The organism is Sphingomonas sp. BL-S-29 (assembly GCF_055521495.1).
Window position 1 is genome coordinate 3,338,753 of record NZ_CM145482.1, and the last position, 26,217, is coordinate 3,364,969.

Genomic DNA, 26,217 nt, shown 5'->3' on the forward strand with positions numbered 1-26,217 from the left:
CGTTCTTGTCATCTGGCAGGGTACGGGCGATGTCGCCGGCACACAAGCTCAGCCGGAGACCGATCATGAGTTTCGACCTTGGCCTGGAAGGCAAGCGCGCGCTGGTCAGCGGCGGAACCAAAGGCGTTGGCGCGGCGGTTGTGCAAAGCCTGCGCGACGCCGGTGTCGGCGTGATTGCCGCTGCGCGGAGCGTCCCCGAGAGCAACGACGATCTCGACTATATCGCCGCCGATCTCATGACGGCCGAAGGATGCGCCGCTCTCGCGGAAGAGGTGCTGTCGCGGTTCGGGGGCGTGGACATCATCGTCAATGTGCTCGGCGGATCGAGCGCCCCTGCAGGCGGCTTTGCCGCGCTCAGCGATGCCGAATGGCTGAAGGAACTCAACCACAATCTCCTGCCTGCCGTGCGGCTCGACCGGGCGCTGCTCCCATCGATGATCGCGCGGGGTTCGGGCGTGATCATTCATGTGACATCGATCCAGCATGAGCTGCCCCTGCCGGAATCGACCACCGCCTATGCGGCGGCCAAGGCCGCTCTTTCGACCTACAGCAAGAGCCTGTCGAAGGAAGTGACGCCCAAAGGCATCCGCGTGGTCCGTGTGTCGCCCGGCTGGGTCGAGACGGACGCCGCCGTCGCGCTGGCCGAACGGCTCGCGAAGGACGCCGGCACTGACTATGAGGGCGGCAAGAAGATCATCATGGACTCACTGGGCGGTATTCCGCTCGGACGCCCGGCCAAGCCATGCGAAGTCGCCGACCTCATCGCCTTCCTTGCGTCGCCGCGCGCCGGCGCGATCAGCGGCACCGAATATGTCATCGATGGCGGGACGGTGCCGACTGCGTGAAACGCGGCTGGCCGGCATCCGCGCCGAGCGGGATGGCCACGGCAGGGCACCAAGGGCCGACGGCGCTCCCGGCGTTCCCGCTCAGACTTGCAGCCTGCGCCCCTCCGCGGCACTCCGCCGAGCAAGGGCGATCAGGTTGAGCCCGATCAGCGCATCCGCCGGGTCGACCGGCGGCGGCGCGCCATCGAGGATCGCGTCGGCCACGCCCTCATAATAACGCCGCCAGTCGCCGCGCACCGAGGGCACCAGCTCGGGCTGGCCCTCGGCGACGGTCAGGGTGCCGAACGCTTCGGGCGCTTCCTCGCCATAACCGGCGTCATTGGCGGTCGCGCCGGCGCGCAGCATCGCTTCCTGCGGATCGAGGCCGAACTTCACGAAGCTGCCCTTGCTCCCGTGCAGCGCGAAGCGCGGCCGCGGCGCGACGATCAGAGTCGAAGCGGACAGGATCACCCGGCGTTCGCCATAGTGCAGCGTCAGCTCGAAATAATCGTCGACCACCACGTCAGCGCGTTGCGCGGCGATGTCGGCGGTGATCGCCTCCGGCGTGCCGAACAATTGCAGCGCCTGGTCGATCAGGTGCGGCCCCAGATCGGCGAGCATGCCCCCGCCCTGCTCCACCGTCGCTTCGCGCCAGCCGGGCTTGATCGCCGGACGGAACCGGTCCCAGCGCAGCTCGGCCAGCATCACTTCGCCCAGCGCACCACCACCGAGCACATCGAGTACCGTCAGGAAATCCGCGTCCCATCGCCGGTTGTGGAACACCGACAGCACCAGCCCGCGCGCGGCCGCCAGCTCGATCAGCGCGACGCCATCGGCCGGGTCGACCGCGAAGGGCTTGTCGATCACGACATGCTTGCCCGCCTCGAGTCCCGCCCTGGCCAGCGGCGCGTGCAGTTCATTGGGCGTGGCGATCACGATCAGGTCGATCGACGGATCGGCGATCAGCGCTTCCGCGGTCGGCACCACCGCGACACCGGGAAAAGCATCGGCGACCTCGTCCACGCGCGAGGTGACGATGGCCGCGAGCTTCAGCCGCTCGACCGCGTCGATCAACGGCGCATGGAAACTCTTGCCGGCCAGCCCGAACCCGATCACCCCCACCTTGATCATCATGTCTCCTCTCGATCAGCCATGCTGCGTCGACAGGATTTTCGGGTCGCTGGCAAGAGAGTGGAGATAGGCGTGACGCTCGGGCGTGCCCGACCGGAGCTTCGACAGATGGTCGCGCTGCTCCTCGGTCAGGCGGAAACGGACATAGCCCAGCGAGGTCAGGCATTTTTCGAGCGTCGATTTCTGCAGCGCGGCGATCTCGCGGAAACGCTGTTCCGGCCGCGCGCCCTGCACTGCCATGGTGATCGCTTCGACCCCCGACATCGGCTGCAACGCATTCTCGTTGATGTTCGAGGCGAGATTCTCGATCTGGCTCGACGCCCGCACCAGCGCCTTGGCAGCCGGCGTGTCCGAAACATCCAGATAATAGGCCTGGCGACCACACAGCACGGCGTCCTCGCGATACTGATCGAGCGAAACGCCGGCCTTGCCCCAGCTCTCCCGCGGTGCGCGCGCTGCGTCGGCGGCGGACGATAGCAGGATGGCGCCAAGGGCAACCGGCAACAGGGCACGACGCATTTCCGCTCTCCCGAACAGGCCCGCAAATTGTATCACCTGGCCATCCTCCCCGCAAATCGGCCGCGACCGCCCCGCGATCTTGCCAGCACGGGCCAGATCGTTATCGCTACCATCAGCGATCGAGCCACAACGGCGCCCGACGCGCGGGGAGGAATCGCGATGCGGATTGGCAGGATGATGAAGATCCGCTGGTGGATCATCGGGCTGGTGATGATCGGTACCATCCTGAACTATCTGACCCGCAGCATCATGGGCGTCGCCGCGCCGACCGCGATGACCGAGCTGCATATCAGCACTGAGCAATATAGCTGGATCACCGGTGGCTTTCAGCTCGGCATCATGCTGCAGCCGATCGCCGGCTACATTCTCGACATGATCGGGCTGAAGACCGGCCTCGCGCTGTTCGCCGCGGCCTGGGGCGTGATCACCATGGCGCACGGCCTGGCGACCGGCTGGGTCAGCCTCGCCGGCCTGCGCGCGCTGCTCGGCTTTGCCGAGGGCACCGCCCATCCTGGCGCGCTGAAGGTCATCTCCGAATGGTTTCCGGCCCGCGAGCGCGGCTTTGCCGGCGGCGTCTACAATATCGGCGCCTCGCTCGGCTCGGTGCTCGCCCCGCTTCTGGTGGCGGGCGCGGTCTATGTGTGGGACTGGCGCGGCGCCTTCATCGTCGCGGGCATCTTCGCGCTGATCTGGGCCGCCTGCTGGCGGCGCCTCTATCATTCACCCGAAACCCATCCGACCGTCTCGCCCGAGGAAAGGGCCGAGATCCTCGAAGGCCAGGAAACCTATCTCCGCGCCACCGAGGACAAGCCGCCGCTCAGCCGCCTCCTGCGCCGTCGCAACCTGTGGGGCATCGCGCTGCCCCGGTTCCTCGCCGATCCGGTCTGGGGCACGCTGACCCTGTGGATGCCGCTCTATCTCACCACCGTCCGCCATTTCGATCTCGGCCAGATCGCGATGTTCGCCGGCCTGCCCTTCATCGCCGCCGATCTCGGCTGCCTGTTCGGGCCCGCCGTGGTGCTATGGCTGCAACGGCGCGGCGTGAGCCTGATCAACGCGCGGCGCGGCGCCTATACGCTGGGTGCGGTGCTGATGACCGGCATGATGTTCGTCGGCCAGGTCGAAAGCGCCGCCGCGGCGGTCGCTTTGCTCTGCCTCGGCGGCTTTGCGCACCAGACTCTGTCCGTCACCTGCATTACCATGGCGTCCGACCTGTTCCCACGGAACGAAGTCGGCACCGCGGCGGGCATTGCCGGCACCATGGCCAATCTCGGCGTGCTGATCTTCTCGCTCGCGATGGGCCATTTCGTCGAGACGATCGGCTATGGCCCGTTCTTCGTCGCGCTCGGCATCCTCGACCTGTTCGCCGCCGCCGTGATGTGGATTCTCGTCCGCGCCCCCGAACCCCAGAAGGACCCCGAGCCCGCATGATCCGCAATCCCATCCTCCGCGGCTTCAACCCCGACCCGTCGATCGTCCGCGTCGGCGAGGATTATTATATCGCGACCTCGACCTTCGAATGGTTTCCCGGCGTGCAGATCCACCATTCACGCGACCTGGCGACCTGGACGCTCATCGCCCGTCCGCTGGCCCGTGCGAGCCAGCTCGACATGCGCGGCGATCCGGATAGCTGCGGCGTCTGGGCGCCCTGCCTCAGCCATGACGGCGATCGCTTCCATCTGATCTACACTGACGTGAAGCGCTATGGCCGCACCACCACCGGCGGCGCTTCGGGCGCGTCGCTGCGCGATTTCCACAATTACCTGGTGACGAGCGAGACCATCGAGGACGACTGGTCCGATCCCGTCTATCTCAACAGCAGCGGCTTCGACCCCTCGCTGTTCCACGACGATGACGGCCGCAAATATCTCACCAACATGCTGTGGGACCATCGTCCCGGCCGCAACCGGTTCGCCGGCATCGTGCTGCAGGAATATGCGCCCGAGGCCAGCGCCCTGGTCGGCGAACCGCGCCTGATCTTCGAAGGCACCCCGCTGGGCCTCACCGAGGCTCCGCACCTCTACAAGCGCGACGGCTTCTATTATCTCATCACCGCCGAAGGCGGCACTGCCTGGAACCACGCCGTCACCATGGCGCGCTCGCGCTCGCTGACCGGCCCCTATGAACTCCACCCCGACACCTATATCCTCAGCGCGCGCGACCGCCCCGATGCGCCGCTGCAGCGCGCAGGCCATGCCGATCTGGTCGAGACCCCCGAGGGCGAACCCTGGATGGTCTATCTCTGCGGCCGCCCCCTCCCCAATCGCGGCCGCTGCGTGATGGGCCGCGAGACCGCAATCCAGCCAATGCGCTGGGCGGACGACGGCTGGCTCTACACCGCGAGCGGCGACAGCATTCCGGTACTCGACATCCCCACACCGGCGCTGGATGCGCCGACCCAGACCGCGCCGGCGCGATCGGACTTCGACGACGACGTGCTGCCGATCGACTTCCAATGGCTCCGCTCGCCCGAGCCGGAAAAGCTGTTCAGCCTCACTGCCCGCTCCGGCCATCTCCGCCTGTTCGGCCGCGAGTCACTGGGCAGCCTGTTCGAACAGGCGCTGGTCGCGCGCCGGCAACAGGCCTTCTGCTATTCGGCGGAAACGATCGTCGAGTTCGCCCCGCAAAGCTATCAGCAGGCGGCGGGCCTGGTCTGCTATTATAACGGCTCGAAATATCATTATCTGTTCGTCACCGCCGGTGACGATGGCCGCCGCCAGATCCAGGTCATGTCGGCCCTGCCCGACTCTCCCCAGGGCGACGCCTTTTCGCAAATCCACCCCGTCGCGGCGGAAGGCCGGATCCACCTCCGCGCCGAGGTCGATTACGAACGCCTCCGCTTCGCCTTCCGTATCGAGGGGAACACCGAGTGGACCTGGCTGCGCGAGCAGTTCGACGCCAGCATCCTGTCCGACGAAGCGAGCGCGCCGGGCCTGCCCAACTTCACCGGGGCGTTCGTGGGGGTCGCCTGTCAAGACACATCCGGCCGGCGGCTGGCGGCGGATATCGACTGGTTCGACTATCGCGAGCGCGCCTATCTCGCGGACTGTACAAAGACCTGATCAGGAGACAGCGCCGTCACAGCCGCCATGTGGTGAGCCGTTTCTGACAGCAGCGGCAGATCCGTTACTGCTCCTTCTTGAACAGGTCCTGGAAGATCAGCGGCCCCCAGATGCGGCCGCGTGCGTGGACCAGCGCGCCACCTTCATTGAGCTTGCCCAGCGTGATGGGGGCGAAGCCGAGTTGCCTGGCCAGGGCCGCCACCGGCGCGACCGCGTCCTCATCGTCGCTCGACAGAAAGACGACCCGGTGCCCGCCCTTGACGACCGGATCGGTGGCCAGGGTGGCCGCGATCAGGTGATTGAACCCTTTCACGAGCCTGGCGCCAGGGAACGCCTTCGCAACGAAGGCAGAGGACGGGAGACCGTCCAGCTCTTCCGGGGGAACGCCGTACGTGTTCGTCGCGTCGATGATGGTCTTGCCGTCCCAGCTCGGCAGGGCCTTCGCAACCTCGCCATGCTCCCCGAACGGGACCGCCAGGATGATCGTGTCGGCCTCGAGCGCAACCTGCAGCGACCTGGCGACGACCATGGGCCCGATCGCCCGAGCCTGTGGCGCCAGTGCCTCGGGCGGCCGGCGGCTCGCGACAGTCACCGCGATGTTCTTGCGGGCGAAGGCATGGGCGAGCGCCTGGCCGATCTTGCCGAAGCCTATGATTGCATAGCTCATGATAGTTCTCCGTTTCGTGTTGATAGTGATTTCTTGGGCCTCAACGGCGCCAGGCCAGCGCGTCAGAGCTGGGCAAGGCCGCCGTCGACGGCGAGTTCGCTGGCGGTCATGAAGCTGCTGTCCGACGACGCGAGAAAGGCAGCCGCCGCTCCGATCTCCGCTGGATCGGCCATGCGCTGGAGCGGCGTCATCGCGGCGAAGACCTTCTGGCCCTCCTCGCCCAGCGCGTCCTTGGCGAGCTCGGTCGCCGTCGCCCCGGGCGACAGCACGTTTACCCGGATGCCGGTACCCTTCAGGTCCTCCGCCCAGGTCCGCGCAAGATTGCGCACGGCCGCCTTGCTCGCGCTATAGGCGCTCATCCCCGGGGCACCCGTGGTGCCGGCGCTCGATCCGGTCAGGATGATCGAACCGCCCGCGCTCATCAGCGGCAGCGCCTTCTGGACCGTGAAGATCGTACCCTTCACATTGGTGTCGAAGGTTTCGTCGATGTGCTCGGCGGTGATCTTGCCGAGCGCAAGCTGGCTTCCCGCCCCGGCATTGGCAAAGACGATGTCGAGGGTTCCGCGCTCGGCCTTCACCGCCGCGTAAAGCCGGTCGAGGTCGGCCAGCTCGGAGACCGAGCCCTTCACCGCACGGGCATTGGGTCCGAGCGCGGCGATAGCGGCGTCGAGCGCTTCCCGCCGACGGGCGAAGATGAAGACGAAGGCGCCCTCCTCGATGAAGCGCCTTGCAGCGGCAAGGCCGATGCCGGTAGCGCCACCCGTGATCACGGCGGTCTTTCCATTCAGTCTGTTCATGTCGTGTATCCCTGGTTGGAGCGTTCGGGAACGCCCCCGAGGACCACCAGATGGGGCCGCCGGCGTCAGGCGTTCAGTGCAAAAACGCGCACATCGGTGGTGCGAAATTCATCCGGCTGGATGGGCTCTCGCCAACAACGACAGTTGATTGGGCGCACTCCGCGGTGCAGGATCGCACCATGATCGACTGGGATGACGTTCGTTATTTTCTCGCCGTCGCGCGCGGAGGCTCGGTGCGCGCGGCCGCCCAACGCCTGGGCGTGAACCACTCGACCGTGTTGCGACGCATCGCCCAGCTCGAGGAGCGCCTCGGGGCGCAGATTTTCGAAAAACTGCCTGCGGGCTATCGCCTGACGGCCGCGGGCGAGGAGGTTCTCGAGCTCGCGAACCAGATGGAAGCGTCGTCGCACCAGCTGGAGACGCGAATCTTCGGCCGCGACCAGAGCGTGCGCGGGCTTTTGCGGGTGACGCTGGCGCCGCCCCTCGCCACTCACCTGCTCATGCCGGCCTTCGCCGATTTCGCGCGCCTGCACCCGGACATCGAGATGGAAATCCTGTCGTCCGGCGAGCTGGCAAATCTGACCAACCGCGAGGCTGACGTGGCGATCCGCGTCGTCTATGACCGCAAGACCCTGCCGCTCAATCTTCACGGCCTGACGGGGCCGGAGGTCTTCGGTGCCGTCTACATGTCCCGCGATCGACTGGCCGCATGGCGTGCGGGCGCGCCTGATCCCATGCGGTGGATTGTCATCAGCATGCACGGCATTCCGGACTGGGCCAGCGCGGGGGAGGTTCGCACCACTGGGGTTCCGTTCAGGGTCACGGATGCCGAGGCGCAACTCGCCGCGGCGCGACAGGGGCTCGGCATCACGACACTGCCGTGCTTCGTCGGAGATGCCGAGCCGCTATTGGTGCGGGTACCGGGCACCGACCTGCACCAATATGGCGCGGTTTGGCTTCTCACTCAGGGGGAGACGCGCAAGACGAAGCGCGTGCGGCTCTTCACGGAGTTCGTATCCCGCAGGCTCGCCGCCTACGCGCCGCTTCTCGCCGGGCTGTCCATATCGCGCGACTGACCCCAAGGCCGCGGCCGTCCTCGCCAGCCTGGGTCATGCGAGGATCTGCCGAATTTCAACATCGCGGCGCCCCGATCCACTGGCGCTTCGCGTCGAATGCGATACCAACGGCCCGCACCACAGCTGAAAGAGATCGAATGCCCGGAGGCCTTGTAGCGCTGCTCGACGATATCGCGATGATCGCGAAGCTGGCCGCGGCCTCGGTGGACGACGTCGCCGGCGCGGCGGGCCGGGCGGGCGTGAAGGCAGCGGGCGTGGTGATCGACGATACCGCGGTCACGCCGCGTTATGTCGTCGGCCTGACGCCGGACCGCGAGTTGCCGATCATCGCCAAGATCGCGATCGGATCGCTGCGCAACAAGCTGTTGTTCCTGCTGCCCGCCGCGCTGCTGCTGAGCAGCTTCGCGCCCTGGGCGATCACGCCGCTGCTGATGATCGGCGGCGCCTATCTCTGCTTCGAGGCGACCGAGAAGATCTTCGAGATGATCGTCGGCGAGCATCACGCCGACGAAGTCGCCGAGATCCACGATCCGGCCGAACTGGAAAAGCGCCAGGTCGGCGGCGCGATCCGCACCGATTTCATCCTGTCGGCCGAGATCATGGTCATTGCCCTGTCCGACATCCCCGAACAGTCGGTGGTGATGCAAGGCGTGGTGCTGGCCGCCGTCGGCATCGCCATCACTGTCGGCGTCTATGGCGTGGTCGGACTGATCGTGAAGATGGACGATATCGGCCTGCACCTGGCCCAGCGCAGATCGGCCGGCGTCCGCGCCCTCGGCCGTGGGCTGGTCAAGGCGATGCCCTTGCTGCTTGAGGGCCTGTCGACGCTCGGCGTCGCGGCGATGGCCTGGGTCGGCGGCGGGTTCATCGTACATGGGCTGGAGGAATTCGGCCTCGGCGTGATCTCGCACGGGCTGCACGATGCGGCTGAGGCAGTCGGTCACGCCTCACCGGTGGCGCAGGGTCTGGTCGAATGGCTGGTCGGCGCACTCGGATCGGCGGTGGTCGGCATGATCGTCGGCGGCGTCATCGTCGCGGTGCTTCACCTGGTTCCGCGCAAGGGTGGCCACGCCGCGAAGACTCATGGCTCAGCGGTCGATCAGAAGGTCCCGCAATAACCCGGCAGGTGCCTCGCCTCCTCGCCATGCGCGATCTCGAGGGCCTTGTTCACTGCCTTTTCGAACCTGTCCGCCACCCTTTTCGCTGGAATCCGTCCACGGAGAAAGTCGGCCCAAAGGAATTCGGCATAGGGCGTGTCGGTCTTGGCATAGCCGCCGGCCTGTCGCACCGCCCCGGCCAGGGAGCGGTACGGATCGTCGACAAGCTTGCCCAGCGAGCGCGGGATGTCGGCGACGTCGCACCTTCTGCCCTTCGCGTCATAGGGGTGGAGCCAGTTGCGATTGTCCATGAAGGTGAGGAATTCCGCCTTGCGCAGATGGCACAGCCTCGCGACCACGCTGACCAGCACATGCTCGACCCCTTCGTCGTGCAGCGCGCGCGCCAGGTGATGATGATCGATCAGCCACGGAACCTGCTTCGGCCCCAGCACCACCGGGATCATGTGGCTGCCGAGGAAATCGGGGCCGTCCGCGGCGACATGCCCCTGCCATTGCCGTCTCTTGCGGTCCACCTCGATCATGCCGACCGTCATCTGCGTCGGGCGCAGCGCGGCGAGCGGAACGGGCTGCAGCCGTGGCTCAAGCAGATTGTACATCGTCGTTCCCTTTTCCCGCCTTCACCGCGCGCACCGCGTCCGCGACACTGAACGAGGCGCCGTTCGCCAGGCGATGGAACCCGGCCGCCACCAGCACGTCGCGAACGCGATCATGCGCCCGCGCAAGCTGCAGGGACAGGCCTTTCGCCGCCAGCAGCTTCTCGAACTCGGCGATCGCCTCCAGCGCGGTGCTGTCGAGATCGTCGCTCTCCTCCAGGCTCAGCACGACATGGGTGTCACCGCTTCTTGCCAGCGCCTTCGCCGCGATGGTGCCGAGCGACTGTTCGGCATTGGCGAAGAACAGCGGCGCATTGGGGCGAAAGATCACCATGCCCTCCACGCCCCTGGCATCGGGATGGCGCGCCCGGTCGACGAAATCATGGCCGCCATCGAGATAGCCCAGTTCGCTCACCACGGGATGGGCGAGCCGGTTGAGCAGCGCCCCGATCGACAGGGCCACCGCGATCAGCATGCCGTCGAGCACCCCGAACAGGATCACGCCGCAAGCCGCCGCGAGCGCGATCCACTGGTCGCGGTCGATCATGAACAACCGCGTGAGCGGCGCGGGCGACAGGGCGTGCGCCAGTGCCGCGACCACCACCGCCGCCAGCAACGGCTGCGGCAGGGCCTCGATCGTCGGGCCGGCCAGCCATGCCGCCGCCGCGAGGGCGATCAGCGCGGTGATCGCGGCGAGCCGGTTCGTCGCGCCGGCGGATTCGGTGGCCGACGCTGCGGAAAAGCCGGCCCCGACCGGCATGCCCTGAGCCAGCGCGGACAACAGGTTCGCGCCGGCCAGCGCACTGAATTCGCGATTGGCGGACAGCGTATCGCCATGGCGCAGCGCGAGCGTTCGCACGGTGCCCCAGCTTTCGGCGAACAGGATCAGCGTCAGCGGGGCAGCGAGTTGCGCGAGGCGCGACCAGCGCGCGAAACTGAAATCCGGCATCGTCCAGGCGGACAGATGGAAATCGATCGGCCCGACCGATGCCACGCCCAGCGCCGGCAGGTCGATCATCCGTGCCGCCGCGACGCCCAGCACCAGGGCGATCAGCGCGGCGGGAAGACGAGTCGTCGCGCGCAGGCCAAGCAGCAGCGCCAGGGCGACCGCCCCGATCGTGAGGCTGGCGAGGTTCGTCCGGCCGAGATTCGCGGCGATGTCGGCCAGCAGGGCCAGGGTGGAGGACGAGACGAGCTTCAGCCCGAGCAGATGCGGCACCTGGCGGATGATGATGTTGATCGCCAGGCCGAAGGCGAAACCGCGCAGCACCGGACGGGCGATGAACGCCGACAGGCTGCCGAGACGAAACAGGGCGATCAGCGCGAATAATATCCCGACGATCGCGGCCATCGCCATCGCCATCGCGCCGCGCTCGGCCGGGCTGCCCGGCAACGTCGCCAGCGCGGCGGCGAGAATGGCGGCCGAGGAGGAGGTCGGCGCGACGATCGCGAAGCGGCTGCGGCCGAGCACCGCATAAGCCGCGCCGCCCGCGAGCGCGGCGAGGATGGCCCGCCCGGGCGTGAACCCGGCGATGCCCGCATAGGCGACGGCCTCGGGCAGCATCAGCCCGGCCACGGAAAGACCGGCCACGACGTTCATGCCGGTCTGCGCGGGGATGCCGAGGATCGTCTTCACGCAACCACACTAAAGAGCGGCGGGCGGGCGCTGCAATCTATTCCGGGGTGATGGTCGGGGAGACAGGATTCGAACCTGCGACATCCTGCTCCCAAAGCAGGCGCGCTACCGGACTGCGCCACTCCCCGACGGACGGGTCGCTTAGGCTGGACCGGGGTGCGACGCAAGGCCGCTCGGTCATCCCCGGCCGAACAGGGGCATATTGGTCGCCATGATCGTCATGAAGGGGATGTTCGCGTCGAGAGGCAGCGCCGCCATATGGACGACCGCACGAGCGACATTGCCGACGTCCATCCTCGGCTCGGCGCGGATGCTGCCATCGGGCTGCGGCACGCCCTGACCCATCGCCGCGCTCATATCGGTCACTGCATTGCCGATATCGATCTGCCCCGCCGCGATACCCCAGGCGCGGCCATCGAGCGCGATCGACTTGGTCAGGCCGGTGATGGCGTGCTTGCTCGCCGTATAGGGCGCGGAATGCGGTCGCGGCCGGTCGGCGGAGATCGATCCGTTGTTGATGATCCGCCCGCCCTGCGGCGTCTGGCGCTTCATCGCCCGCATCGCCGCACGCGCGCACAGGAAGCTGCCGAGGATGTTGATGTCGAGCAGCGACCGGATCGCGTCGACGTCCAGTTCGTCGAGCGGTACCGGTGGCGCCAAAATGCCGGCATTGTTGAACAACAGGTCGATCCGGCCGAATTCGGCAATCGCCGCGTCGAACAGCGCGTCCACCGACGCCGCATCGGCCACGTCGCACGGCACCGCGAGCATCGACCCGCCACCCAGCGCCGCGGTTTCGACAAGGGCCTCGTGCCGCCGCCCGCCGAGCACGACGCGCCACCCGGCCTCGCCCAGGGCAAGCGCCACGGCGCGGCCGATACCGCTTCCGGCGCCCGTCACGATCGCGACCCGATTGTCCATAGATACTCCCCGACTGGCTGAACGCCCTCGCGAGAAATCGGTGGGCCCGGCCCCTCCTAAAATAAAGAGCTATATTTTGACAAACGAAGGGAAATTTCCTTCGTTTTTCGGCGACACCTCAACCGATAGCTCCACGCTTTTGGGGCATCGGCGCAAGCGAGATCGCAGCAAGTCGCCAGCAGGGCGCGCCAAACGTCCTTGGGCATACCTCTGACGGCGCGCCACGGTCGCTGATCGCAAAAAAGGGCCGCCGAAGCGGCCCCTGAGGCTGGTCAAGAACCCGGAATCTAGTCGTGCGGCTCGTAGCGCGGCACGTCGTAATCATATTTCCGCCACGCGCCGCCCATATATTGAATGCCGGTCTTGTAGCTGCAATCGGTGACATAGGTCGCCCATAGCCGGGTGCCGGTGCGGACCAGCGTCCAGCCCCAATTCGCTTCGCCGTTACCGGCCTTCAGATTACCGTCGCCATCGCGTTCGCCGGGAGGCGCCTGGGCAACGGTGCCGTGCGCGACGCCAGCGGCGCGCCAGAAATAGCCCCGCGTGCCGTGCTTGTAGGACGAGATGCCGCCTTCCACGCACTCGCCGCCATAGACGGCGCGCGTCGGTCCACGCTCATCGGATGTGGCGACCCGCGTGCCCTCGGGAATGTAATATTCCTCGAAGCTGGGATGAATCTCGGCGCCGCCGCCGAAGATGCCGGGCTTGCTGCTGGGGGGAGCGGGAATGCTGTAGACGAAGGTCATCCACGTCATCTCGCCGGTGTCCGGGTCCTTGCGGATAAGACTGTGGAGATAACCGGGGAAGTTTCCACCGGTGCGATAGGCCGGGAACGGCTCATCGACATACCAGGCATTCTTGTAACGGTTCCAGTCGCGAACTCGTGCGTAGGTGCGTGCGCCCGCTTTGCCGGTGCTGGAGGCGACGAACTTCGGCGGCCCCTTGAACCATTGCAGCAGCACGGCGCCCTGGCGAGACTTGACTGGACCGCGCAGCATGCCCGCAGGCATGTAGCTATAGGAATATTTGCTGAGCTTCTCGATCGACGGCCCTTCGCCGATGCTGAGATCGCCATCGAGAACGATGATCTCGTTATCAACTTCGTCATAGCCCATGGGCTGGCTCCAGCCAGCGGGGACATAGGTGATCTGCGCGACCGCATCCATGCTCGGCGACTGACTCAGCAGCCGCCGCTGCAGGCCGGAGGGGAAACCCGGAGGCGCGAATGGCTCCCACTTCACGAACTCGATATTGGGCACGTTCTGCATCAGGCCAGGTCGGCCTTCGACCTCATAGCCCTTGTCGGGAACCGGGAAGGGCGGGCCCTGCTTGACGGTGGGCGGTCCGAATTGCTGGGCGAATGCGGGCGCGGCGAAGATCGTAAGGCCCAGCACCAGCGCCATCGGCAGGTGGAATTTGGCTTGCGCGCTCATTGTGCACCTCCCTTGGCGGGCGCGGACGGCTCTGCGCACGTATTGCGATACGTTTCCCAATGGCCGGGGCCGGTGCGGTACAGCCATACTGCAAAGGTGTCCGAGTAGAGGCTGAGGCCGCCATGGGCGACGCCGGCAGGCCGGAAGAAATAGCCGTTCGGTGCGTAGGTGCCGGCCACCTGGCCCTGCGGCAGGCATTCCGCGACCGTCATGTCGCCGGCGAGCAAATACCCTTCCTGCCAGCTCTTGCTGGAGGACCAGAGCGGCAGCTTGCCTTCTCCGCTCATCACCGGATAGCCCCCCGGTGTCATCACGATCCAGGTCTTCTGCCCGGTCTTGGCATCGAGGTGCAACAGCCGCACCTGCACCGGCGAGTTTTCCATGACCGGCTCGTCGCGGAACTTGGGCAGGCTGCTCGGCTCCTTGATCGCCACGTCGTTATAGAGCAGCCCGTCAACGGCGCTGGCGGTGTCGGTGCCGGCGCGCGACTTGGCGCTGGCGACGTAATCGGGGGCACCGCTCCAGAACATCAGGACAGTCGCGCCTTCCGCGGTGCCGAAGCTATGGGCATAGCCCGCCGGGTAATAGGCATAGGAGTAGCGCCCCATCGGCTTGTCCGAAATGCTGATGCCGCCTTCGACGACGAACATTTCGAGGTCCGCCGAATGATAGCCAGGCGGCTGCTTCCAGCCGGCCGGGAGCTTGGCGAGGATTGTCCGCGCGCCGGTCTTCTCGTCGAAGCTAAGCTGCTTGAACTCGGCGCCCGCAAGACCCGGAAAGGTGAGCGGACGCAGGTGCAAGGTGCTTGGCTGGACGAAACCGACGAACTCGCTCGAACGGTCGCGCGATTCCGGTATCCGGATGTCCTGTGCCAATGCTGTCGAATTCAGTAGCAACGCGCCACCCAGCGTAAGGCATGATAGGAGTCGATTGCTTATTGGCATTGGTAGCTCCCAAATTGTTGGATCATTTGACGCTAAGCTATTCGTGTACCTTGTACCGCGGCACGTTATAGTCGTACTTCTTCCAGCTGCCATTCTTGTACTCGAGGCCGGTCTTGTACGTGCAATCTGTCACATAGGTCGCCCATAGGGGCGTGCCGGTCCGGACGATCGAGATGGTATAGCCCGGGGCATCGGCGCTGCGGCTCAGATGTCCGCCATGCGCCACCCCGCCGGGGCGCCACCAATAGGTATTGTTGCCGTAGACGGCCGGGGTTTCGCCCTGCGCCAGGCATTCGCCGATGACCGTGTCATTGTCCTTCTCGAGGAAGAAATATTCCTCGAAACTGGGATGCACTTCATAACCGCCGCCGAAATTGCTGGGCTTGCCGCTGGGCGGGGCGGGAATGCTCGCGCCGAACGTTATCCACGTCATTTCGCCGGTGTCAGGATCCTTGCGAAGCAGCTTGTGCAGCGCCCCCGGAAAATTGCCGCCGGTACGATAATCCGGAAACGGCTTGCCGATATGCCAGGCCGCGTCGAACTGATTCCAGTCGCGAATGCGGGCATAGGCGCGCGCGCGCCTCTTGCTGGTTCCTGACGCAACGAACCTCGGTGCGCCTTTCCACCACTGCAGAAGCACGGCGCCCTGCCGCGACGTGACCGGCCCATGCCCCACGCCTGCCGGCATATAGCTGTAAGAGTATCTCGTGAGCTTCTCGTCGCCGATGCTCAGATCGCCATCGAGCACGACAATCTCGTTATCGACGTCATCATAGCCCGCCGGCTGGGTCCATCCCGCGGGAACATAGGTGATCTGCGCCACTGCTCCCATGCTCGGCGACTTGCTCAGGAGCCGCCGTTGCAAGCCCGCCGGGATACCGGGGGCCGCGAACGGCTCCCAGGAAATCAGATTTGGGTCATAGTGCAGGACGAACCCGGAGCCGGGATCCCCCGGCCGCCCTTCCACGGCATATCCGTCATCAGGCACCGGAAACGGTGGCGCCTGCTCGACTGATGGCGGACCGAAGGATTGGGCAAAAGCCGGGGTCGCGAGACAAGTGGAGCAGGCCGAAAGGGCGGCTGCCAGATACAGCTTCATGCAACGCGAAAACGCTTCGCATGACCCGTCCGCTCGGCCCGCGTCCCTCATTTGAAGGAGAAGCCGAGGCGGAACATGATCTGGCGGGGTTCCGCGACATACCCCACGACAGAGGGCTTGACCGCATTGGAACTCAGCAGGCCGGCGCTCAAATAATGTTTGTTCGCCAGGTTGCGTCCCTCGACAGAGGCCGTCCAGGCGCCATCGTCACTGCGCCAGCCGATCGACGCATTGAACAGATCCAGCGTCCGCGTCTGCACCAGTTCCGGCTGATTGGAGATATTGTTGTAGACCTTCGACGTGTGGTCCCAATTGCCGTTGAGCGACAGCGCTCCGGGCAAGCCGTCCAGCGTCGGCGTGAACCGAAAGCCCAGGCTGACCTTGGCCTTGGGCAGGCCCTTGATCTCGTTGTTCGTGCAATCGGTATAGACGCCGAACTGGTTCGCGCAGGTGAAGGACTTGGTATATTTGCCGTCGTTGAAGGCCATGTTGCCATATAGGTTCAGGCTGTCGACCGCCTGCCAGCTCGGCTCCAGCTCGAGACCCCAGACCCGTGCGGCACCGGCGTTGAGCGTTGCCAGGAACGTCGAGTTGGGAATGATCGTCGTCAGCTGGAGGTCGCTGTAATTGGCGAGATAGGCGGTCGCGTTGATCCGGAAGCGGTACTCCGGCAGGTTGATCTTGACGCCGAGCTCATAGCTGTCGACCCACTCGGCACCATAAGGCGTCGGCACCAGCGCCGCGGTGATCGGATCGCGCGAGTTGAATCCGCCGCTTCGCGTACCCTTGGTCCAGGAAAGATAGGTGAACAGGTCGCTGTTGATCTCCCAGTTCAGGCCCAGCTTGGGCGTCAGCGAGGAGAAGGTCGACTTGCCAACCTGCGAACCGGCCACGGACCCGACCGTCAGCGCGAAGTAATCGGTGGTCTCGCGAGTATAACGGAGCCCACCGAGAACGCTGAACCCGCCGCCGAGAGTATAGGTCGCCTGCGCAAACACTGCTGGCGCCTCGACCTTGTTGGACGCGTCGTCGGTCTGGCTGCCGCTGCGCGCACCCTGCTGCGTGCCCTTTTCGGTGAAGTAATACAGCCCGGCGACAGCCTTGAGGCGCTCGCCCGTGTAGATCAGGTTCAGTTCCTGCGTAAACCAGGTGCTCTTGAGTTGCACCTGGTCCGAATTCGCGACAACCAGCTTCCCGCCATTTGCCGCAATTTTCGCCGCTGACAGCGAGGTGTCATTGCCCAGGCTTTCCTGCCTCAGCTCACCATAGCCGCTGATCGAACCCAGTTCGAGTTCGTCCGTGAGGGAATAGGTGGCGTTGAGCGTCGCGCCCTTCTGAAGAATCTTCTGATCGAAGTTCGCGACCAGTTCGTTGATCGTCAGATCGCGGTTGGGCACCGCATACGGGTCCACCACGCCGCTCGGCGTGATCAGCGGGATCGGGACAATGCTGTCGGAATGATCCTGCATGGCATAGGCCGAAAACTCGAATGTCAGCTTTTCCGTCGGCTCGAACAGGATTTTGAGGCGCTCAGCGCTGCGTTCCAGATCGCCGACGCGCTGACCGGTCGGCAGATTGTAAACGAACCCGTCGCGCTTGCGGTAAAGACCGCTCAGCGAGAAGGCGAGCTTGTCCTCGATGATCGGGCCGCTGATATAGGCCTTCCCTTCGAGCGCCTGATAATTGCCCGCGGCGACCTGTCCTGCGCCGGTCCAGTGATAGGTCGGGCGCTTGGTCACCAGCTTGATGGCGCCCCCCGAGGTGTTACGCCCGTAGAGCGTGCCCTGCGGACCGCGAAGGAACTCGACGCGCTCGATGTCGAAGAAATCGAAGAAGGCGCCGTTGGGACGCGGCTGGATGACGTTATCGATATAGACGCCGACAGTGCCGTTGGCACGGATGCCGCCGGTCTCGGTGCCTGCGCCGCGGACCACGATCTTCATCTGGGACGACCCGGCCGTCGCCTGCGAAAGCGTGATGCCTGGAACCTGGTTGGCGAGGTCGCGGACGTCGCGGGTCTGCCGCTCCGTCAGCAGTTCCGCACTGAGGGCAGTCACCGAAATCGGCGTGGTCCGCACCGTGCCCCCGTAACGCTCGGCGGTGACGACGATTTCGCCATTGTTGTCGCCGTTGCTGTCGGGCGAAGCGTCCTGGACCGCCGTTTCGTCCACCGGCTTTTCAGTGGTCGCAGGTGCCGTCTGCGCCCAGGCGGGCGTTGCCAGGATTGCGGAGCTCAACAAGGTGGCGAGAAAGATTTTACGCGATGTCGGTCTGTATGCGAGCGTCATGATCAACCCCCTTTTTCCGGCCCGAAGCGAGCCAGCCCGTCCTCCGCCGCGCTTTTTGAGCGCCTTGTCGAGGTCTGATCAGGCGTTGTGAAAAAGCCCGTTCCCAGCCCCATTTGTTATGCATCCATATCAAATCACGAGTCGCCGGGGTCCGCAAGCGATTTGTTATACATATATGGTAATTGGGTGACTGAAAGTGTCACGACCGTCACGGCCCGAGCAAGATTCCGCCAGGCGCCGGATGAATCGGTCAGGCAAGATCCGCCCTGTGGCGCACGAACGCAGCGAGTATCCCCGACAGCGCGAGCGGGATCGCGAAGCACAGGAACACCACCCATAGCGGCAGGTGCTGGCCGAGCAGGAAACCGCCCATCAACGGGCCGATCACCGATCCGCCGCGGCCAATGCCGATCGCCCAGCCGATGCCCGAACTGCGCACCTCGGAGGGGTACATCTGCGCCGCCAGCGTATAGAAGCCGCTGAAGCCGCCCTGCACCGTCAGGCCCATGCCGATCGCCACGATCAAGACCAGCACGAGCGGCATCGGAATGCTGAAGACAACGAGCAACACAGCGCCGAACAGCATGTAGGCGCGGATCAGCCAGCTGATATCGCGCCTGGTCGCCAGCCAGCCGATGCTCGTCGTGCCGATGATCCCGCCGACATTGAAGACCGATCCGGCCCAAAGCGAATTGGCGGCGCTCAACCCGGCCTCGGTAGCCAGTTTGGGGATCCAGCTCGTCACGAAATACAGCACCAGAAAGCCGAGAAAGGTCGATAGCCACAGCGTGACCGTCGATTTCCACAGGCCGTTGGCGAACAGATGGCCAAGCTTCGGCGCGGCGCTTCGACTACGCGGCGGCGGCAGGCGGTCGAGCGGCATCAGGTCGAGACGACGACGCAGCTTGTTGATCTCGGCAAGCGCGCCGGCCGGCTGGCGGTTCATCAGAAAGTCCAGCGATTCCGGCAGCAGGAGGAAGGCGACCGGCAGAATCAGCGCGCTTACCACGCCGGCGCCAAGCAAGGTCGGCTGCCACCCAAACTGCGGAATAGCCCAGATCGCCGCCAGCCCGGTGAACACCGCCCCGACGGGATACCCCGCCTGGAACGCACCGATCGCGATGCTCCGTCTGCCAGCTGGCGCATATTCGCTGGCCAGGGTCGCGACGCTGGCGAGCAGCGTGCCGATGCCGATGCCGGTCACCAGTCGGAAACCGACGAATGCAGGGACAGCGCTGACGAGGCCGGTCCCGAATGCGCCAATCGTGATCAGCACCAGCGCCCCAAGCACGATCGGGCGGCGGCCGATGCCATCGGCCAGCGGCGCAATCAGCACGCAGCCGATCATCATGCCGACCAGCCCGGCGCTGAAGATCATGCCGAGCGCCTCGAAGCTGACGCCCCAATCCTTGGCCATCGCCGGGGCGACATAGGAAATGATCAGCACGTCCATGCCGTCGAGCGCGTTGATCACGGTGCAAATCGCGACCACGATGATCTGCAACCTGGTCCAACCGACCAGACCGGTCGAGGGCGCGTCGAATTCGCCTGGTATGCCTGCCGCCATTGCCACCCCCTGAGTCCGTGGAACGATATTACGCAGGTGTGACAGAGCGGCAAGGTATTTGTTATAATGTTATAACTTTTAATCAAATCACCACCACTTATGTGCTATGCGCTTCCCTCGGGTGGAATTCTCAAGTTATACGGACGACCCCGGCCTTCGACCGGCGGGTCGGCCCGGTCGTCAGGACTGGAGCTGCATCGTGCGGAGAGGGATTGGATGATCGGCGTCAATCGGGAAATATCCAGCGTCGATCGCAAGACGGCCGTACCGCTTTATCATCAGATCTTCCTGCAACTGCGCGACGACATAGTTTCGGGCGCACGCGCCTTTGGCTCGTCGGTGCCGACCGAGCAGGAATTGTCGGAAAGCTTCGGTGTTTCCCGGATCACCGCGCGGCGCGCGCTGGACGAACTGGCGCTGCAGCACCTGGTCGAGCGCAAGCGCCGGGTGGGAACCCGCGTGATCTACAATCTGCCGGTCCGTCCGATCGTGGCCGATATCGGCAAGGCCGTCGATTCGCTGGTAACGTTCGGGCGCAAGACGAAGGTCACCGTTCTCGAAATTACGCGCGAGGAAGTGCATGACCCGGTCGCGTCGCTGCTCGGGGTAAAGCCGGGCACCCGTGTTGTCCGCGCCGTGCGTTTGCGCTGGCTCGACGGCGAACCACTAGGCTGCACGATCGCCCATGTCCCCGAGAATCTCGGCTTCATGATCACCGAGAAGAGCCTGAAGGAAATCCCTATCGTCAGCCTCGTCCAGCAATCCGGCCGTAAGTTCGGCGGCGCGGCGCAGACGATCGCCGCGGTGTCGGCCGATTCGGCGATGGCAGCTGCGCTCAAGATCGATTCGATGGCACCGCTGCTGCGCATCACCCGAGCCTTTCACGATGAGGATGGCGGCCCGATGCTGCTGACCCAGGCCTATTACCGCGCCGATCGGTACCAGATGCGCTTCGATCTCCAGTCGAGCACGATCCAGGCGGAGGTCTGACTCTTTCTTTTTGCCGGCCCGCCGCAAAAACCATCGCGCGGCACTTCGAGGGCGGCGCCGGATCGATGAACCCATGGCGGCCCCGGAATCGATTGAGCAAAATGGTTTTCCGACACCCTCTCGAAGAGATGAACGGTAGCTTTGGTGGGCCCGGCAGGACTTGAACCCGCAACCTACCCGTTATGAGCGGGCAGCTCTAACCAGTTGAGCTACAGGCCCCACCAAGCCGCTCGTTAGCGGAGGGCGTGCTTGGGTGGCAAGGCCGCCGCGCCGATGAAGGCGCGGATTGACTTGCGATCAGCTAGAAGAAACCCGTCCTGCGCGATCGCCGGGCGCCGCAGGCAGCCGCAACGTCAAAATCTTGTCGCCAATGGTCAGGGTGCCACGCAACTCGATCGCGAGATTGCAGGCCAGCCGCAGCGCAAAGCCAGTGCCGAGCAGCGGCGCGCCCTCGCGGTCGTTATCGATTTCCGCGTCGATCGTCAGCAGCTCGTCACCGGCATAGTCGGCAAGCGCCCCCGGCCGATCGAACACGACCGCGACCACCGCATCGGCATCGCGCATCGCAGCGATGCCGATCCGCTCGCCCTGCCCGCTCGACGCCACCAGCGTCGCGGCGAGCCGGGAGATCAGCCGCCCAACCGCGCGGTCATCGCCGGCAAGGGCGAGGTCGCTGTCGCCGAGATGGAGATCGATCGTCGTGCCGCGCAGCGCCGCCAGCGGCTGGAGTTCGCCCACGACGCGCTCGAGCAACGGCACCAGCGGCACCTCGCCCGGGCGCAGATCGAGCGCCCTGGCGTCGATCCGCGCGGCCATGTCGATATCGTCGATCGCGGTCAGTAGCCTGCTCGCAAGGGCCCTTATCTCGGCCGCATGCGCGCGATAGGCCTCGGATACGGGACCAAGTGTCTGCGATTCGATCATTTCCGCAAAGCCCGCGATGGCGCTGGTCGGCGTGCGCAATTCATGGACGAGCTGGCGCAGCGCATCGGAAGCGGGGTTGGGATCCGGATAGCGCTCGGCCGTCTCGTCGGGGCGCGGACGGCGCGCGGTGCCGCGATAGCCGGTAAAGCGTCCGCTTTCGTGGTCGAACACCGGGATGCCGGTGATCCGCCATGGCCCGGCAGCTTCCGAGTCGCCGCCGATGACGAGCCGCGCATCGGTAAAGCCCGTGCGCTGGCGGAATGCGCCCGCAGCGGCCCCGTCCACCTGCGATTGGCCCTGGATCGCCATCGGATTCAGCGACAGGCCGATCAGCGGCGCGCGGGCGGCGCCTTCGATCCAGCGGACCACGCCCGCCGCGTCGGTCTCGAACCGGAAACCCTGCGCGCGCACCGAGCCGGGCGCGAACAGGTCGGTCTCGACCGGCAGGCGAATCGGCGTGACGGGCGTCTGCTCGCGCCGCTGTCGATAGGCGTCGATACGGGCAACCATCTCGGCGATCTGGAACGTGCCGCTCGCCGCTTCCTTGGGTGCCGGCAGATAGGCGAACTCGATCACATCGGCGCCAGGTTCCGGCGCATCCGCAGCGTCCTTCGCTTCAGCCTCGTCATGGGCAGGCACTTCGGTGACGACCGGCAGACCAGGCGCGATGCTGGCGAATGAAAGCGGCGATTCGCCAACGGGCTCGGCGACCGGCTGATGCGGAACGGCCTCCCATGCGGAATCGACGCTGCCGAAGCTCTCCAGCAGACCCGCCAAGGCCGGCGAGAGGTCGCCGCGATGGCGCAGGACCGCGCGCGCGTCGGGCGCCATGACCGGCAGCATCGCAATCCATTCGTCGTCGCGCAGCCTTGCGCTGCGGAGCAATGGCGCGGCAATGGTCGGCTCGTCTTCGACGAAGAGATGGACGAGCGCGGCGGGCGGGTCTGCACCCTCCGCGCCCCGTGCGCTCGCCGCGCGAACAGAGGGCGGCACGAGCGGGCGAATCGCCTTGAGTCGTTCGATCACGTCAGTCTCGGGCGCGATACGGCGGCGGGCAATCAGATCGACCAGCTGCCGCCAGGCCGATTGCGCGCCGAGCGGGCTTGACATGTCCGCCGAAAGAACCGTTTCGAGGCTGTCGTCGAAGCGCAAAGATCGAATTCCCACCGGTCGCGAGGGCCGCGCCGCGGGACGTGCTTAGACGCCTGGCATGGCCCGCGAAACACCTGTTTTTGACGCGTAGCAATGTGGGACAATTGCGTTCGCCCGCAATTATCTTATGCTGAACGCCGGCCGCTCGCCACAAAGACAGAGCCGGCGGGGAGCTTTGCGTAATGGCGTTTGATTCGATCGACCGGCGGATTCTGGGATTGCTGCAGGATGATGGCCGGATGACGAATGTCGATCTGGCGGAACGAGTCGGTTTGACCGCCCCACCCTGCCTGCGCCGGGTCCGCACGCTGGAGGAAGCCGGCGCGATTCGCGGCTATCATGCCGAGCTCGACGCGGCGACCCTGGGCTATCCGATCACGGTTTTCGCGATGGTCAGCCTGCGCAGCCAGGCCGAGCATGATCTCGCTGCGTTCGAGGATCATGTCGCGCAGATTCCCGAGATCCGCGAATGCCATATGCTGAACGGCGAGATCGACTTCATCCTCAAGATCGTGGCGACTGACCTGAAGAGCTTTCAGGAGATCCTCACCACGCATCTGACGCCGGCGCCGAACGTGGCGAGCGTGAAGACCTCGCTGACGATCCGCACCGCCAAGGCGCTGCCCGGCATCCCGGTGCGGCAGGACTGACGCGAAAAGGGGCGGCCACGCCGCCCCTTCCCGACCGCACCATCCGCCGGCCACTGCTATACGGCGGGTGGAGTATCCAGCCAGATCTTCCACAGCGTCGCCGTGTCGCTGTCCGGCGCGGTGGCGACCGTCGCCAGATCAGCGCGCGCGCGCTCCTTGTCGCCGGCGAGCGCCAGCGCGATCCCGCGGTGAAGGCGCACATCGTCACCATCCTTGACGCTCTTTGCCAGCGCGAGATCGTACATCTCGACCGCCTTGGCATAGGCGCCCCTGCCGATGCTCATATTGCCGAGCTGTGCCGCCAGCTCGCCATTTGCCGCCTTGCGCGCGGCGGCTTCGGTCGGGCCAGCCGCCGGCGCCGCCTTGCCCTTGGCGGGCACGGTGCCGAGCAGGCGGATGCTCTCCGGGTCCTTGGGCGGGATCGCGCCCGAGGCGAGCCCTTCCTGGATCACCGATTTCACTTCGTCCTTCAGGCCGAGATTGTTCGCCCGCCGGGCATATTCCAGATATTCCTTCTGGCCGGCCAGGCTCTTGGTCGCGCGCATCAGGCGGAACAGGTCGACGAACCGGGTGTCGCGGTCCTTGCGCTCGGCCGCGCTCAGCTTCGCCTCGTCCTCGTCCTTGAAGCCGTTGAACGCGATCGCGTCATGCCAGTTCGCCTTGGTGCCATAGGCAGCGAGCCATTTGCCGGTCCAGGCCGCCGTCTCCGGCGCCTTTTTCAGCCGGAGCCGCTGAGTCGTGAAACGATACCAGCTTTCCGGCGGTTTCTTGCCTGCCGCGACCTGGGCCGCGATCAGGGCGTCGACTTCGGCCGCGCCGGCGGAAACCTGCCCGCCTTCCATGTTCGCGCGCACGATCTGCAGGTTCAGCTCGTCGTCGCGCAGGCCGTTCTCGCGAGCCTGGCGATAGAATTGCACCGCTTTGGCATAATCCTTCCGCGCATAAGCGAAATCGCCGAGCGTGTAGTTGTACCGCGCCGCGTCGTCCTTCGACGTGCGCGGATCGGCGATCAGTTCGGTCAGCGGCTTGACCATCGCCGTCTGGGTCTGGACCGTCACCGGCGATGCGCTGAGCAGCCTCACCCGGAGGGTCCGCCCGACAAAGCGCTCGCTGTCGTTGCTCGCGCTCCGCTCGATCGTCGAGATCGCGCCTTCGGCACCCGCCAGGTCATTGGCCTTCAGCGCCAGCGTCGCCGCCGCCGCCGAATCCCGCACCTGCTTGGACAGGACGAAGCTCGCCGGACCGTCGGACGCCGGCTGTTCCTTCTTGCCCGCAGCGGTCGCCGCGAACGGGATTGCCGCACTCGCGGTCAGCAGCGCCGCCAGCGCCATCGTCGAAATCGTCTTCATTACTGATACTCTCCAAAACCGGCGCTGGCGGTCGCGCTCTTAGCTCCTGTGAATCACGCCAGCGGCGGCGAGTCCAGCCAGATCGTCCACAGATGCGCGATCTGGCTCAGCGGCGCGGTGGCGACCTTGGCGAAAGCGGCCTTGGCTTCGTCCTTGCGGCCGAGATTGGCGAGCGCCATGCCGAGATGCATGTTCACCGTGCTCGCATCGGCACCGGCCTGACCGGCGGCCGCCGTGTAGCTTTCCACGGCCTTCGCATAATCGCCCGCGGCATAATAAATGTCGCCGGCGACGCTCGGCTTGGATTTGCCCGCGGCGCTTGCCGCCGACACTTCGGACTTTATCGCTGTCTGAGCCGCCGTATAGACGCGCGCGATATCGGCATCGCCCGCCGGGATCTTGCCGGCCGCGCGGCCCTCGTCGATCACCGCGGCGGATTCCCACGGCAGGCCCGAATCCAGCGCGGCCTGCACATAGCCATAATAATCGTTCGGATCGCTCAGCACCTTGGTGCTGCGCATCGTGCGGTACAGGTCGAGCTTCTGCGCCTTGGTGAACTTGGTGTTGGTCGGATCGGTCACCTTGCGGAAATTGCCGACCGCGGTGCGCCAGGTGGCGACCTTCGGATAAGCCTTGAGCTGGCGCACGAGCCAGTCCTCGGCGGTCGGAACGTCGTGCGCGGCATAGCTGTTGCTCACGGCATAGGCGTACCAGGATTCAGGCGCCGTCCGGCCAGCCGCCGTCTCGGCGGCGACGGCCTTGTCGAGCTCCGCGATCGCGTCCTTGGTCCGGTTGGTCGAGCCGTACGCCTGGGCCAGCGATACCGAGAGGTCCGACTTGGCATAGCCGAGTTCGCGCGCCTTCAGCAGGAAGGGAATGGCCTGCTCGTTCTGCTTCGCGTCGATCGCGATCGTGCCGCGCACGAAATTATAGGCGGGAAGATCGGCCGGCGGAGTCTTCGGGTTCACGATCAGCGCATCGAGCGCGGTGGCCAGCGTGGCGTTGTCCTTCTTCTCGCTTGCGATGTTCAGCCGGAAGATATTGGCGAAATACCGGTCGTCGTCCGTCGTCGCGAGCGGGTCGGCGATGGCGAGCTTGGCTTCGGCGGTTGCATAATCCTTGGCGTCGAGCGCCTTCTTGACCTCCTGCGCGGCCTTGCCGAAGGCCGGGCTCGCGGACAGCTTGGGCACGCCTGCCTCCGCCTTGTCGTCCTTCTTGTTCTTCTGCGCAATTGCCGGCGTGGCAACCATGGCGGTGGCACCAAGCGACAGCATCAGGGCCAGGGCGACGTTCGGAAGCAACTTCATCAAGAAAAACTCCTAAGCGGATGGACGTCCGGTCAATTCGCAGACGCCTCTAATGTGGGGGGCACCATGGTTCAAGCGCACGGATTACCCGTTTGGTTCGCATTCAGGCGCTGAACGCTGCTTTAACGCGCCGGATCCCGGCCCCTTTGACTTTCGCGCGGCGCAGGGAC

The 26,217-nt window shown here is 65.6% G+C and carries 22 protein-coding genes and 2 tRNA genes; 7 read left to right on the top strand and 17 right to left on the bottom strand.

The genetic code is table 11. The annotated features are described in order from the left end of the window. The first annotated feature begins 65 nt into the window (after window positions 1–65). Window positions 66–845: an SDR family oxidoreductase gene (locus tag ACZ1I2_RS15860; RefSeq protein ID WP_465173187.1), complete on the top strand. Its 780-nt coding sequence runs from the start codon at window positions 66–68 to the stop codon at window positions 843–845. An 81-nt stretch (window positions 846–926) separates the two neighbouring features. Here ACZ1I2_RS15860 and ACZ1I2_RS15865 read toward each other — a convergent pair whose 3' ends face one another. Both ACZ1I2_RS15865 and ACZ1I2_RS15870 read right to left on the bottom strand, forming a co-directional pair. Next, a complete protein-coding gene (locus ACZ1I2_RS15865) occupies window positions 927–1,958 on the bottom strand; it encodes an oxidoreductase (protein WP_465173186.1) in 1,032 nt (343 codons plus the stop codon). Between the two features lie 12 nt (window positions 1,959–1,970). Beyond that, the gene (locus ACZ1I2_RS15870) at window positions 1,971–2,474 is read right to left on the bottom strand and encodes a hypothetical protein (RefSeq protein ID WP_465173185.1); all 504 of its coding nucleotides are present in this window, start codon (window positions 2,472–2,474) and stop codon (window positions 1,971–1,973) included. Window positions 2,475–2,633: 159 nt separating this feature from the next. Here ACZ1I2_RS15870 and ACZ1I2_RS15875 point away from each other — a divergent pair, with 159 nt between their 5' ends. Together ACZ1I2_RS15875 and ACZ1I2_RS15880 are read left to right on the top strand one after the other, a co-directional pair. Beyond that, window positions 2,634–3,905, top strand: a complete 1,272-nt coding sequence (locus ACZ1I2_RS15875; RefSeq protein WP_465176610.1) for an MFS transporter — start codon at window positions 2,634–2,636, stop codon at window positions 3,903–3,905. Continuing rightward, window positions 3,902–5,536, top strand: coding sequence for a glycoside hydrolase family 43 protein (locus ACZ1I2_RS15880; protein WP_465176609.1), 1,635 nt, complete (start codon window positions 3,902–3,904; stop codon window positions 5,534–5,536). The genes ACZ1I2_RS15875 and ACZ1I2_RS15880 overlap by 4 nt, the downstream gene beginning before the upstream one ends. A gap of 64 nt (window positions 5,537–5,600) precedes the next feature. Here ACZ1I2_RS15880 and ACZ1I2_RS15885 read toward each other — a convergent pair whose 3' ends face one another. Both ACZ1I2_RS15885 and ACZ1I2_RS15890 read right to left on the bottom strand, forming a co-directional pair. Continuing rightward, a complete protein-coding gene (locus tag ACZ1I2_RS15885) occupies window positions 5,601–6,203 on the bottom strand; it encodes an NADPH-dependent F420 reductase (protein WP_465176608.1) in 603 nt (200 codons plus the stop codon). Between the two features lie 62 nt (window positions 6,204–6,265). After that, on the bottom strand, window positions 6,266–7,000 hold the full coding sequence (locus ACZ1I2_RS15890; RefSeq protein WP_465176607.1) for an SDR family NAD(P)-dependent oxidoreductase: 735 nt from the start codon (window positions 6,998–7,000) through the stop codon (window positions 6,266–6,268). 179 nt (window positions 7,001–7,179) lie between these two features. On the opposite strand from ACZ1I2_RS15890, the gene ACZ1I2_RS15895 reads away from it, so the two are divergent. Together ACZ1I2_RS15895 and ACZ1I2_RS15900 are read left to right on the top strand one after the other, a co-directional pair. Then, a complete protein-coding gene (locus tag ACZ1I2_RS15895) occupies window positions 7,180–8,076 on the top strand; it encodes a LysR family transcriptional regulator (RefSeq protein ID WP_465176606.1) in 897 nt (298 codons plus the stop codon). Window positions 8,077–8,213: 137 nt separating this feature from the next. After that, window positions 8,214–9,194: a DUF808 domain-containing protein gene (locus ACZ1I2_RS15900; protein ID WP_465176605.1), complete on the top strand. Its 981-nt coding sequence runs from the start codon at window positions 8,214–8,216 to the stop codon at window positions 9,192–9,194. On the opposite strand, the gene ACZ1I2_RS15905 is transcribed toward ACZ1I2_RS15900, so the two are convergent. The 9 genes from ACZ1I2_RS15905 to ACZ1I2_RS15945 all read right to left on the bottom strand — a co-directional run bounded on the left by ACZ1I2_RS15905 (window position 9,176) and on the right by ACZ1I2_RS15945 (window position 19,675). Beyond that, window positions 9,176–9,790 carry a ParB-like protein gene (locus ACZ1I2_RS15905; RefSeq protein ID WP_465176604.1) on the bottom strand — a complete coding sequence of 205 codons (615 nt, stop codon included), beginning with the start codon at window positions 9,788–9,790 and terminating at the stop codon, window positions 9,176–9,178. The genes ACZ1I2_RS15900 and ACZ1I2_RS15905 overlap by 19 nt on opposite strands. Then, window positions 9,774–11,423 (bottom strand): SulP family inorganic anion transporter, encoded by a 1,650-nt coding sequence (locus tag ACZ1I2_RS15910; protein ID WP_465176603.1) that lies wholly within the window; start codon window positions 11,421–11,423, stop codon window positions 9,774–9,776. The genes ACZ1I2_RS15905 and ACZ1I2_RS15910 overlap by 17 nt, the downstream gene beginning before the upstream one ends. Window positions 11,424–11,474: 51 nt before the next feature. Then, window positions 11,475–11,551, bottom strand: a tRNA-Pro gene (locus ACZ1I2_RS15915). A gap of 49 nt (window positions 11,552–11,600) precedes the next feature. Further along, on the bottom strand, window positions 11,601–12,344 hold the full coding sequence (locus tag ACZ1I2_RS15920; RefSeq protein ID WP_465176602.1) for an SDR family oxidoreductase: 744 nt from the start codon (window positions 12,342–12,344) through the stop codon (window positions 11,601–11,603). Window positions 12,345–12,631: 287 nt separating this feature from the next. Next, the gene (locus tag ACZ1I2_RS15925) at window positions 12,632–13,777 is read right to left on the bottom strand and encodes a hypothetical protein (RefSeq protein WP_465176601.1); all 1,146 of its coding nucleotides are present in this window, start codon (window positions 13,775–13,777) and stop codon (window positions 12,632–12,634) included. Continuing rightward, a complete protein-coding gene (locus ACZ1I2_RS15930) occupies window positions 13,774–14,652 on the bottom strand; it encodes a DUF4437 domain-containing protein (protein ID WP_465176600.1) in 879 nt (292 codons plus the stop codon). Before ACZ1I2_RS15930 ends, ACZ1I2_RS15925 begins: the two co-directional genes overlap by 4 nt. Window positions 14,653–14,758: 106 nt before the next feature. Beyond that, window positions 14,759–15,871, bottom strand: a complete 1,113-nt coding sequence (locus ACZ1I2_RS15935) for a DUF4437 domain-containing protein (protein ID WP_465176599.1) — start codon at window positions 15,869–15,871, stop codon at window positions 14,759–14,761. Further along, window positions 15,868–18,057 carry a TonB-dependent receptor gene (locus ACZ1I2_RS15940; RefSeq protein WP_465176598.1) on the bottom strand — a complete coding sequence of 730 codons (2,190 nt, stop codon included), beginning with the start codon at window positions 18,055–18,057 and terminating at the stop codon, window positions 15,868–15,870. Before ACZ1I2_RS15940 ends, ACZ1I2_RS15935 begins: the two co-directional genes overlap by 4 nt. A gap of 301 nt (window positions 18,058–18,358) precedes the next feature. Further along, entirely contained in the window at window positions 18,359–19,675 is a 1,317-nt protein-coding gene (locus ACZ1I2_RS15945; protein WP_465176597.1) for an MFS transporter, read from the bottom strand. A 216-nt stretch (window positions 19,676–19,891) separates the two neighbouring features. Here ACZ1I2_RS15945 and ACZ1I2_RS15950 point away from each other — a divergent pair, with 216 nt between their 5' ends. Beyond that, on the top strand, window positions 19,892–20,665 hold the full coding sequence (locus ACZ1I2_RS15950) for a GntR family transcriptional regulator (protein ID WP_465173171.1): 774 nt from the start codon (window positions 19,892–19,894) through the stop codon (window positions 20,663–20,665). Between the two features lie 142 nt (window positions 20,666–20,807). Here ACZ1I2_RS15950 and ACZ1I2_RS15955 read toward each other — a convergent pair. Both ACZ1I2_RS15955 and ACZ1I2_RS15960 read right to left on the bottom strand, forming a co-directional pair. After that, window positions 20,808–20,884, bottom strand: a tRNA-Ile gene (locus tag ACZ1I2_RS15955). Window positions 20,885–20,962: 78 nt separating this feature from the next. Further along, the gene (locus ACZ1I2_RS15960; protein ID WP_465176596.1) at window positions 20,963–22,699 is read right to left on the bottom strand and encodes an ATP-binding protein; all 1,737 of its coding nucleotides are present in this window, start codon (window positions 22,697–22,699) and stop codon (window positions 20,963–20,965) included. A 224-nt stretch (window positions 22,700–22,923) separates the two neighbouring features. Between ACZ1I2_RS15960 and ACZ1I2_RS15965 the strand changes: the two genes are divergently transcribed. Next, window positions 22,924–23,391, top strand: a complete 468-nt coding sequence (locus tag ACZ1I2_RS15965) for an Lrp/AsnC family transcriptional regulator (RefSeq protein ID WP_372853614.1) — start codon at window positions 22,924–22,926, stop codon at window positions 23,389–23,391. Window positions 23,392–23,447: 56 nt separating this feature from the next. Here ACZ1I2_RS15965 and ACZ1I2_RS15970 read toward each other — a convergent pair whose 3' ends face one another. Together ACZ1I2_RS15970 and ACZ1I2_RS15975 are read right to left on the bottom strand one after the other, a co-directional pair. Then, window positions 23,448–24,740: a tetratricopeptide repeat protein gene (locus ACZ1I2_RS15970; protein ID WP_465176595.1), complete on the bottom strand. Its 1,293-nt coding sequence runs from the start codon at window positions 24,738–24,740 to the stop codon at window positions 23,448–23,450. A 53-nt stretch (window positions 24,741–24,793) separates the two neighbouring features. Then, on the bottom strand, window positions 24,794–26,047 hold the full coding sequence (locus ACZ1I2_RS15975; RefSeq protein ID WP_465176594.1) for a tetratricopeptide repeat protein: 1,254 nt from the start codon (window positions 26,045–26,047) through the stop codon (window positions 24,794–24,796). Between the last annotated feature and the right edge of the window lie 170 nt (window positions 26,048–26,217).

Bases quoted from the DNA above. Each gene is read 5' to 3' on its own strand.
- ACZ1I2_RS15860 (WP_465173187.1), top strand. From the start codon at position 66: ATGAGTTTCGACCTTGGCCTGGAAGGCAAGCGCGCGCTGGTCAGCGGC.
- ACZ1I2_RS15865 (WP_465173186.1), bottom strand. From the start codon at position 1,958: ATGATGATCAAGGTGGGGGTGATCGGGTTCGGGCTGGCCGGCAAGAGT.
- ACZ1I2_RS15870 (WP_465173185.1), bottom strand. From the start codon at position 2,474: ATGCGTCGTGCCCTGTTGCCGGTTGCCCTTGGCGCCATCCTGCTATCG.
- ACZ1I2_RS15875 (WP_465176610.1), top strand. From the start codon at position 2,634: ATGCGGATTGGCAGGATGATGAAGATCCGCTGGTGGATCATCGGGCTG.
- ACZ1I2_RS15880 (WP_465176609.1), top strand. From the start codon at position 3,902: ATGATCCGCAATCCCATCCTCCGCGGCTTCAACCCCGACCCGTCGATC.
- ACZ1I2_RS15885 (WP_465176608.1), bottom strand. From the start codon at position 6,203: ATGAGCTATGCAATCATAGGCTTCGGCAAGATCGGCCAGGCGCTCGCC.
- ACZ1I2_RS15890 (WP_465176607.1), bottom strand. From the start codon at position 7,000: ATGAACAGACTGAATGGAAAGACCGCCGTGATCACGGGTGGCGCTACC.
- ACZ1I2_RS15895 (WP_465176606.1), top strand. From the start codon at position 7,180: ATGATCGACTGGGATGACGTTCGTTATTTTCTCGCCGTCGCGCGCGGA.
- ACZ1I2_RS15900 (WP_465176605.1), top strand. From the start codon at position 8,214: ATGCCCGGAGGCCTTGTAGCGCTGCTCGACGATATCGCGATGATCGCG.
- ACZ1I2_RS15905 (WP_465176604.1), bottom strand. From the start codon at position 9,790: ATGTACAATCTGCTTGAGCCACGGCTGCAGCCCGTTCCGCTCGCCGCG.
- ACZ1I2_RS15920 (WP_465176602.1), bottom strand. From the start codon at position 12,344: ATGGACAATCGGGTCGCGATCGTGACGGGCGCCGGAAGCGGTATCGGC.
- ACZ1I2_RS15925 (WP_465176601.1), bottom strand. From the start codon at position 13,777: ATGAGCGCGCAAGCCAAATTCCACCTGCCGATGGCGCTGGTGCTGGGC.
- ACZ1I2_RS15935 (WP_465176599.1), bottom strand. From the start codon at position 15,871: ATGAGGGACGCGGGCCGAGCGGACGGGTCATGCGAAGCGTTTTCGCGT.
- ACZ1I2_RS15945 (WP_465176597.1), bottom strand. From the start codon at position 19,675: ATGGCGGCAGGCATACCAGGCGAATTCGACGCGCCCTCGACCGGTCTG.
- ACZ1I2_RS15950 (WP_465173171.1), top strand. From the start codon at position 19,892: ATGATCGGCGTCAATCGGGAAATATCCAGCGTCGATCGCAAGACGGCC.
- ACZ1I2_RS15960 (WP_465176596.1), bottom strand. From the start codon at position 22,699: ATGTCAAGCCCGCTCGGCGCGCAATCGGCCTGGCGGCAGCTGGTCGAT.
- ACZ1I2_RS15965 (WP_372853614.1), top strand. From the start codon at position 22,924: ATGGCGTTTGATTCGATCGACCGGCGGATTCTGGGATTGCTGCAGGAT.
- ACZ1I2_RS15970 (WP_465176595.1), bottom strand. From the start codon at position 24,740: ATGAAGACGATTTCGACGATGGCGCTGGCGGCGCTGCTGACCGCGAGT.
- ACZ1I2_RS15975 (WP_465176594.1), bottom strand. From the start codon at position 26,047: ATGAAGTTGCTTCCGAACGTCGCCCTGGCCCTGATGCTGTCGCTTGGT.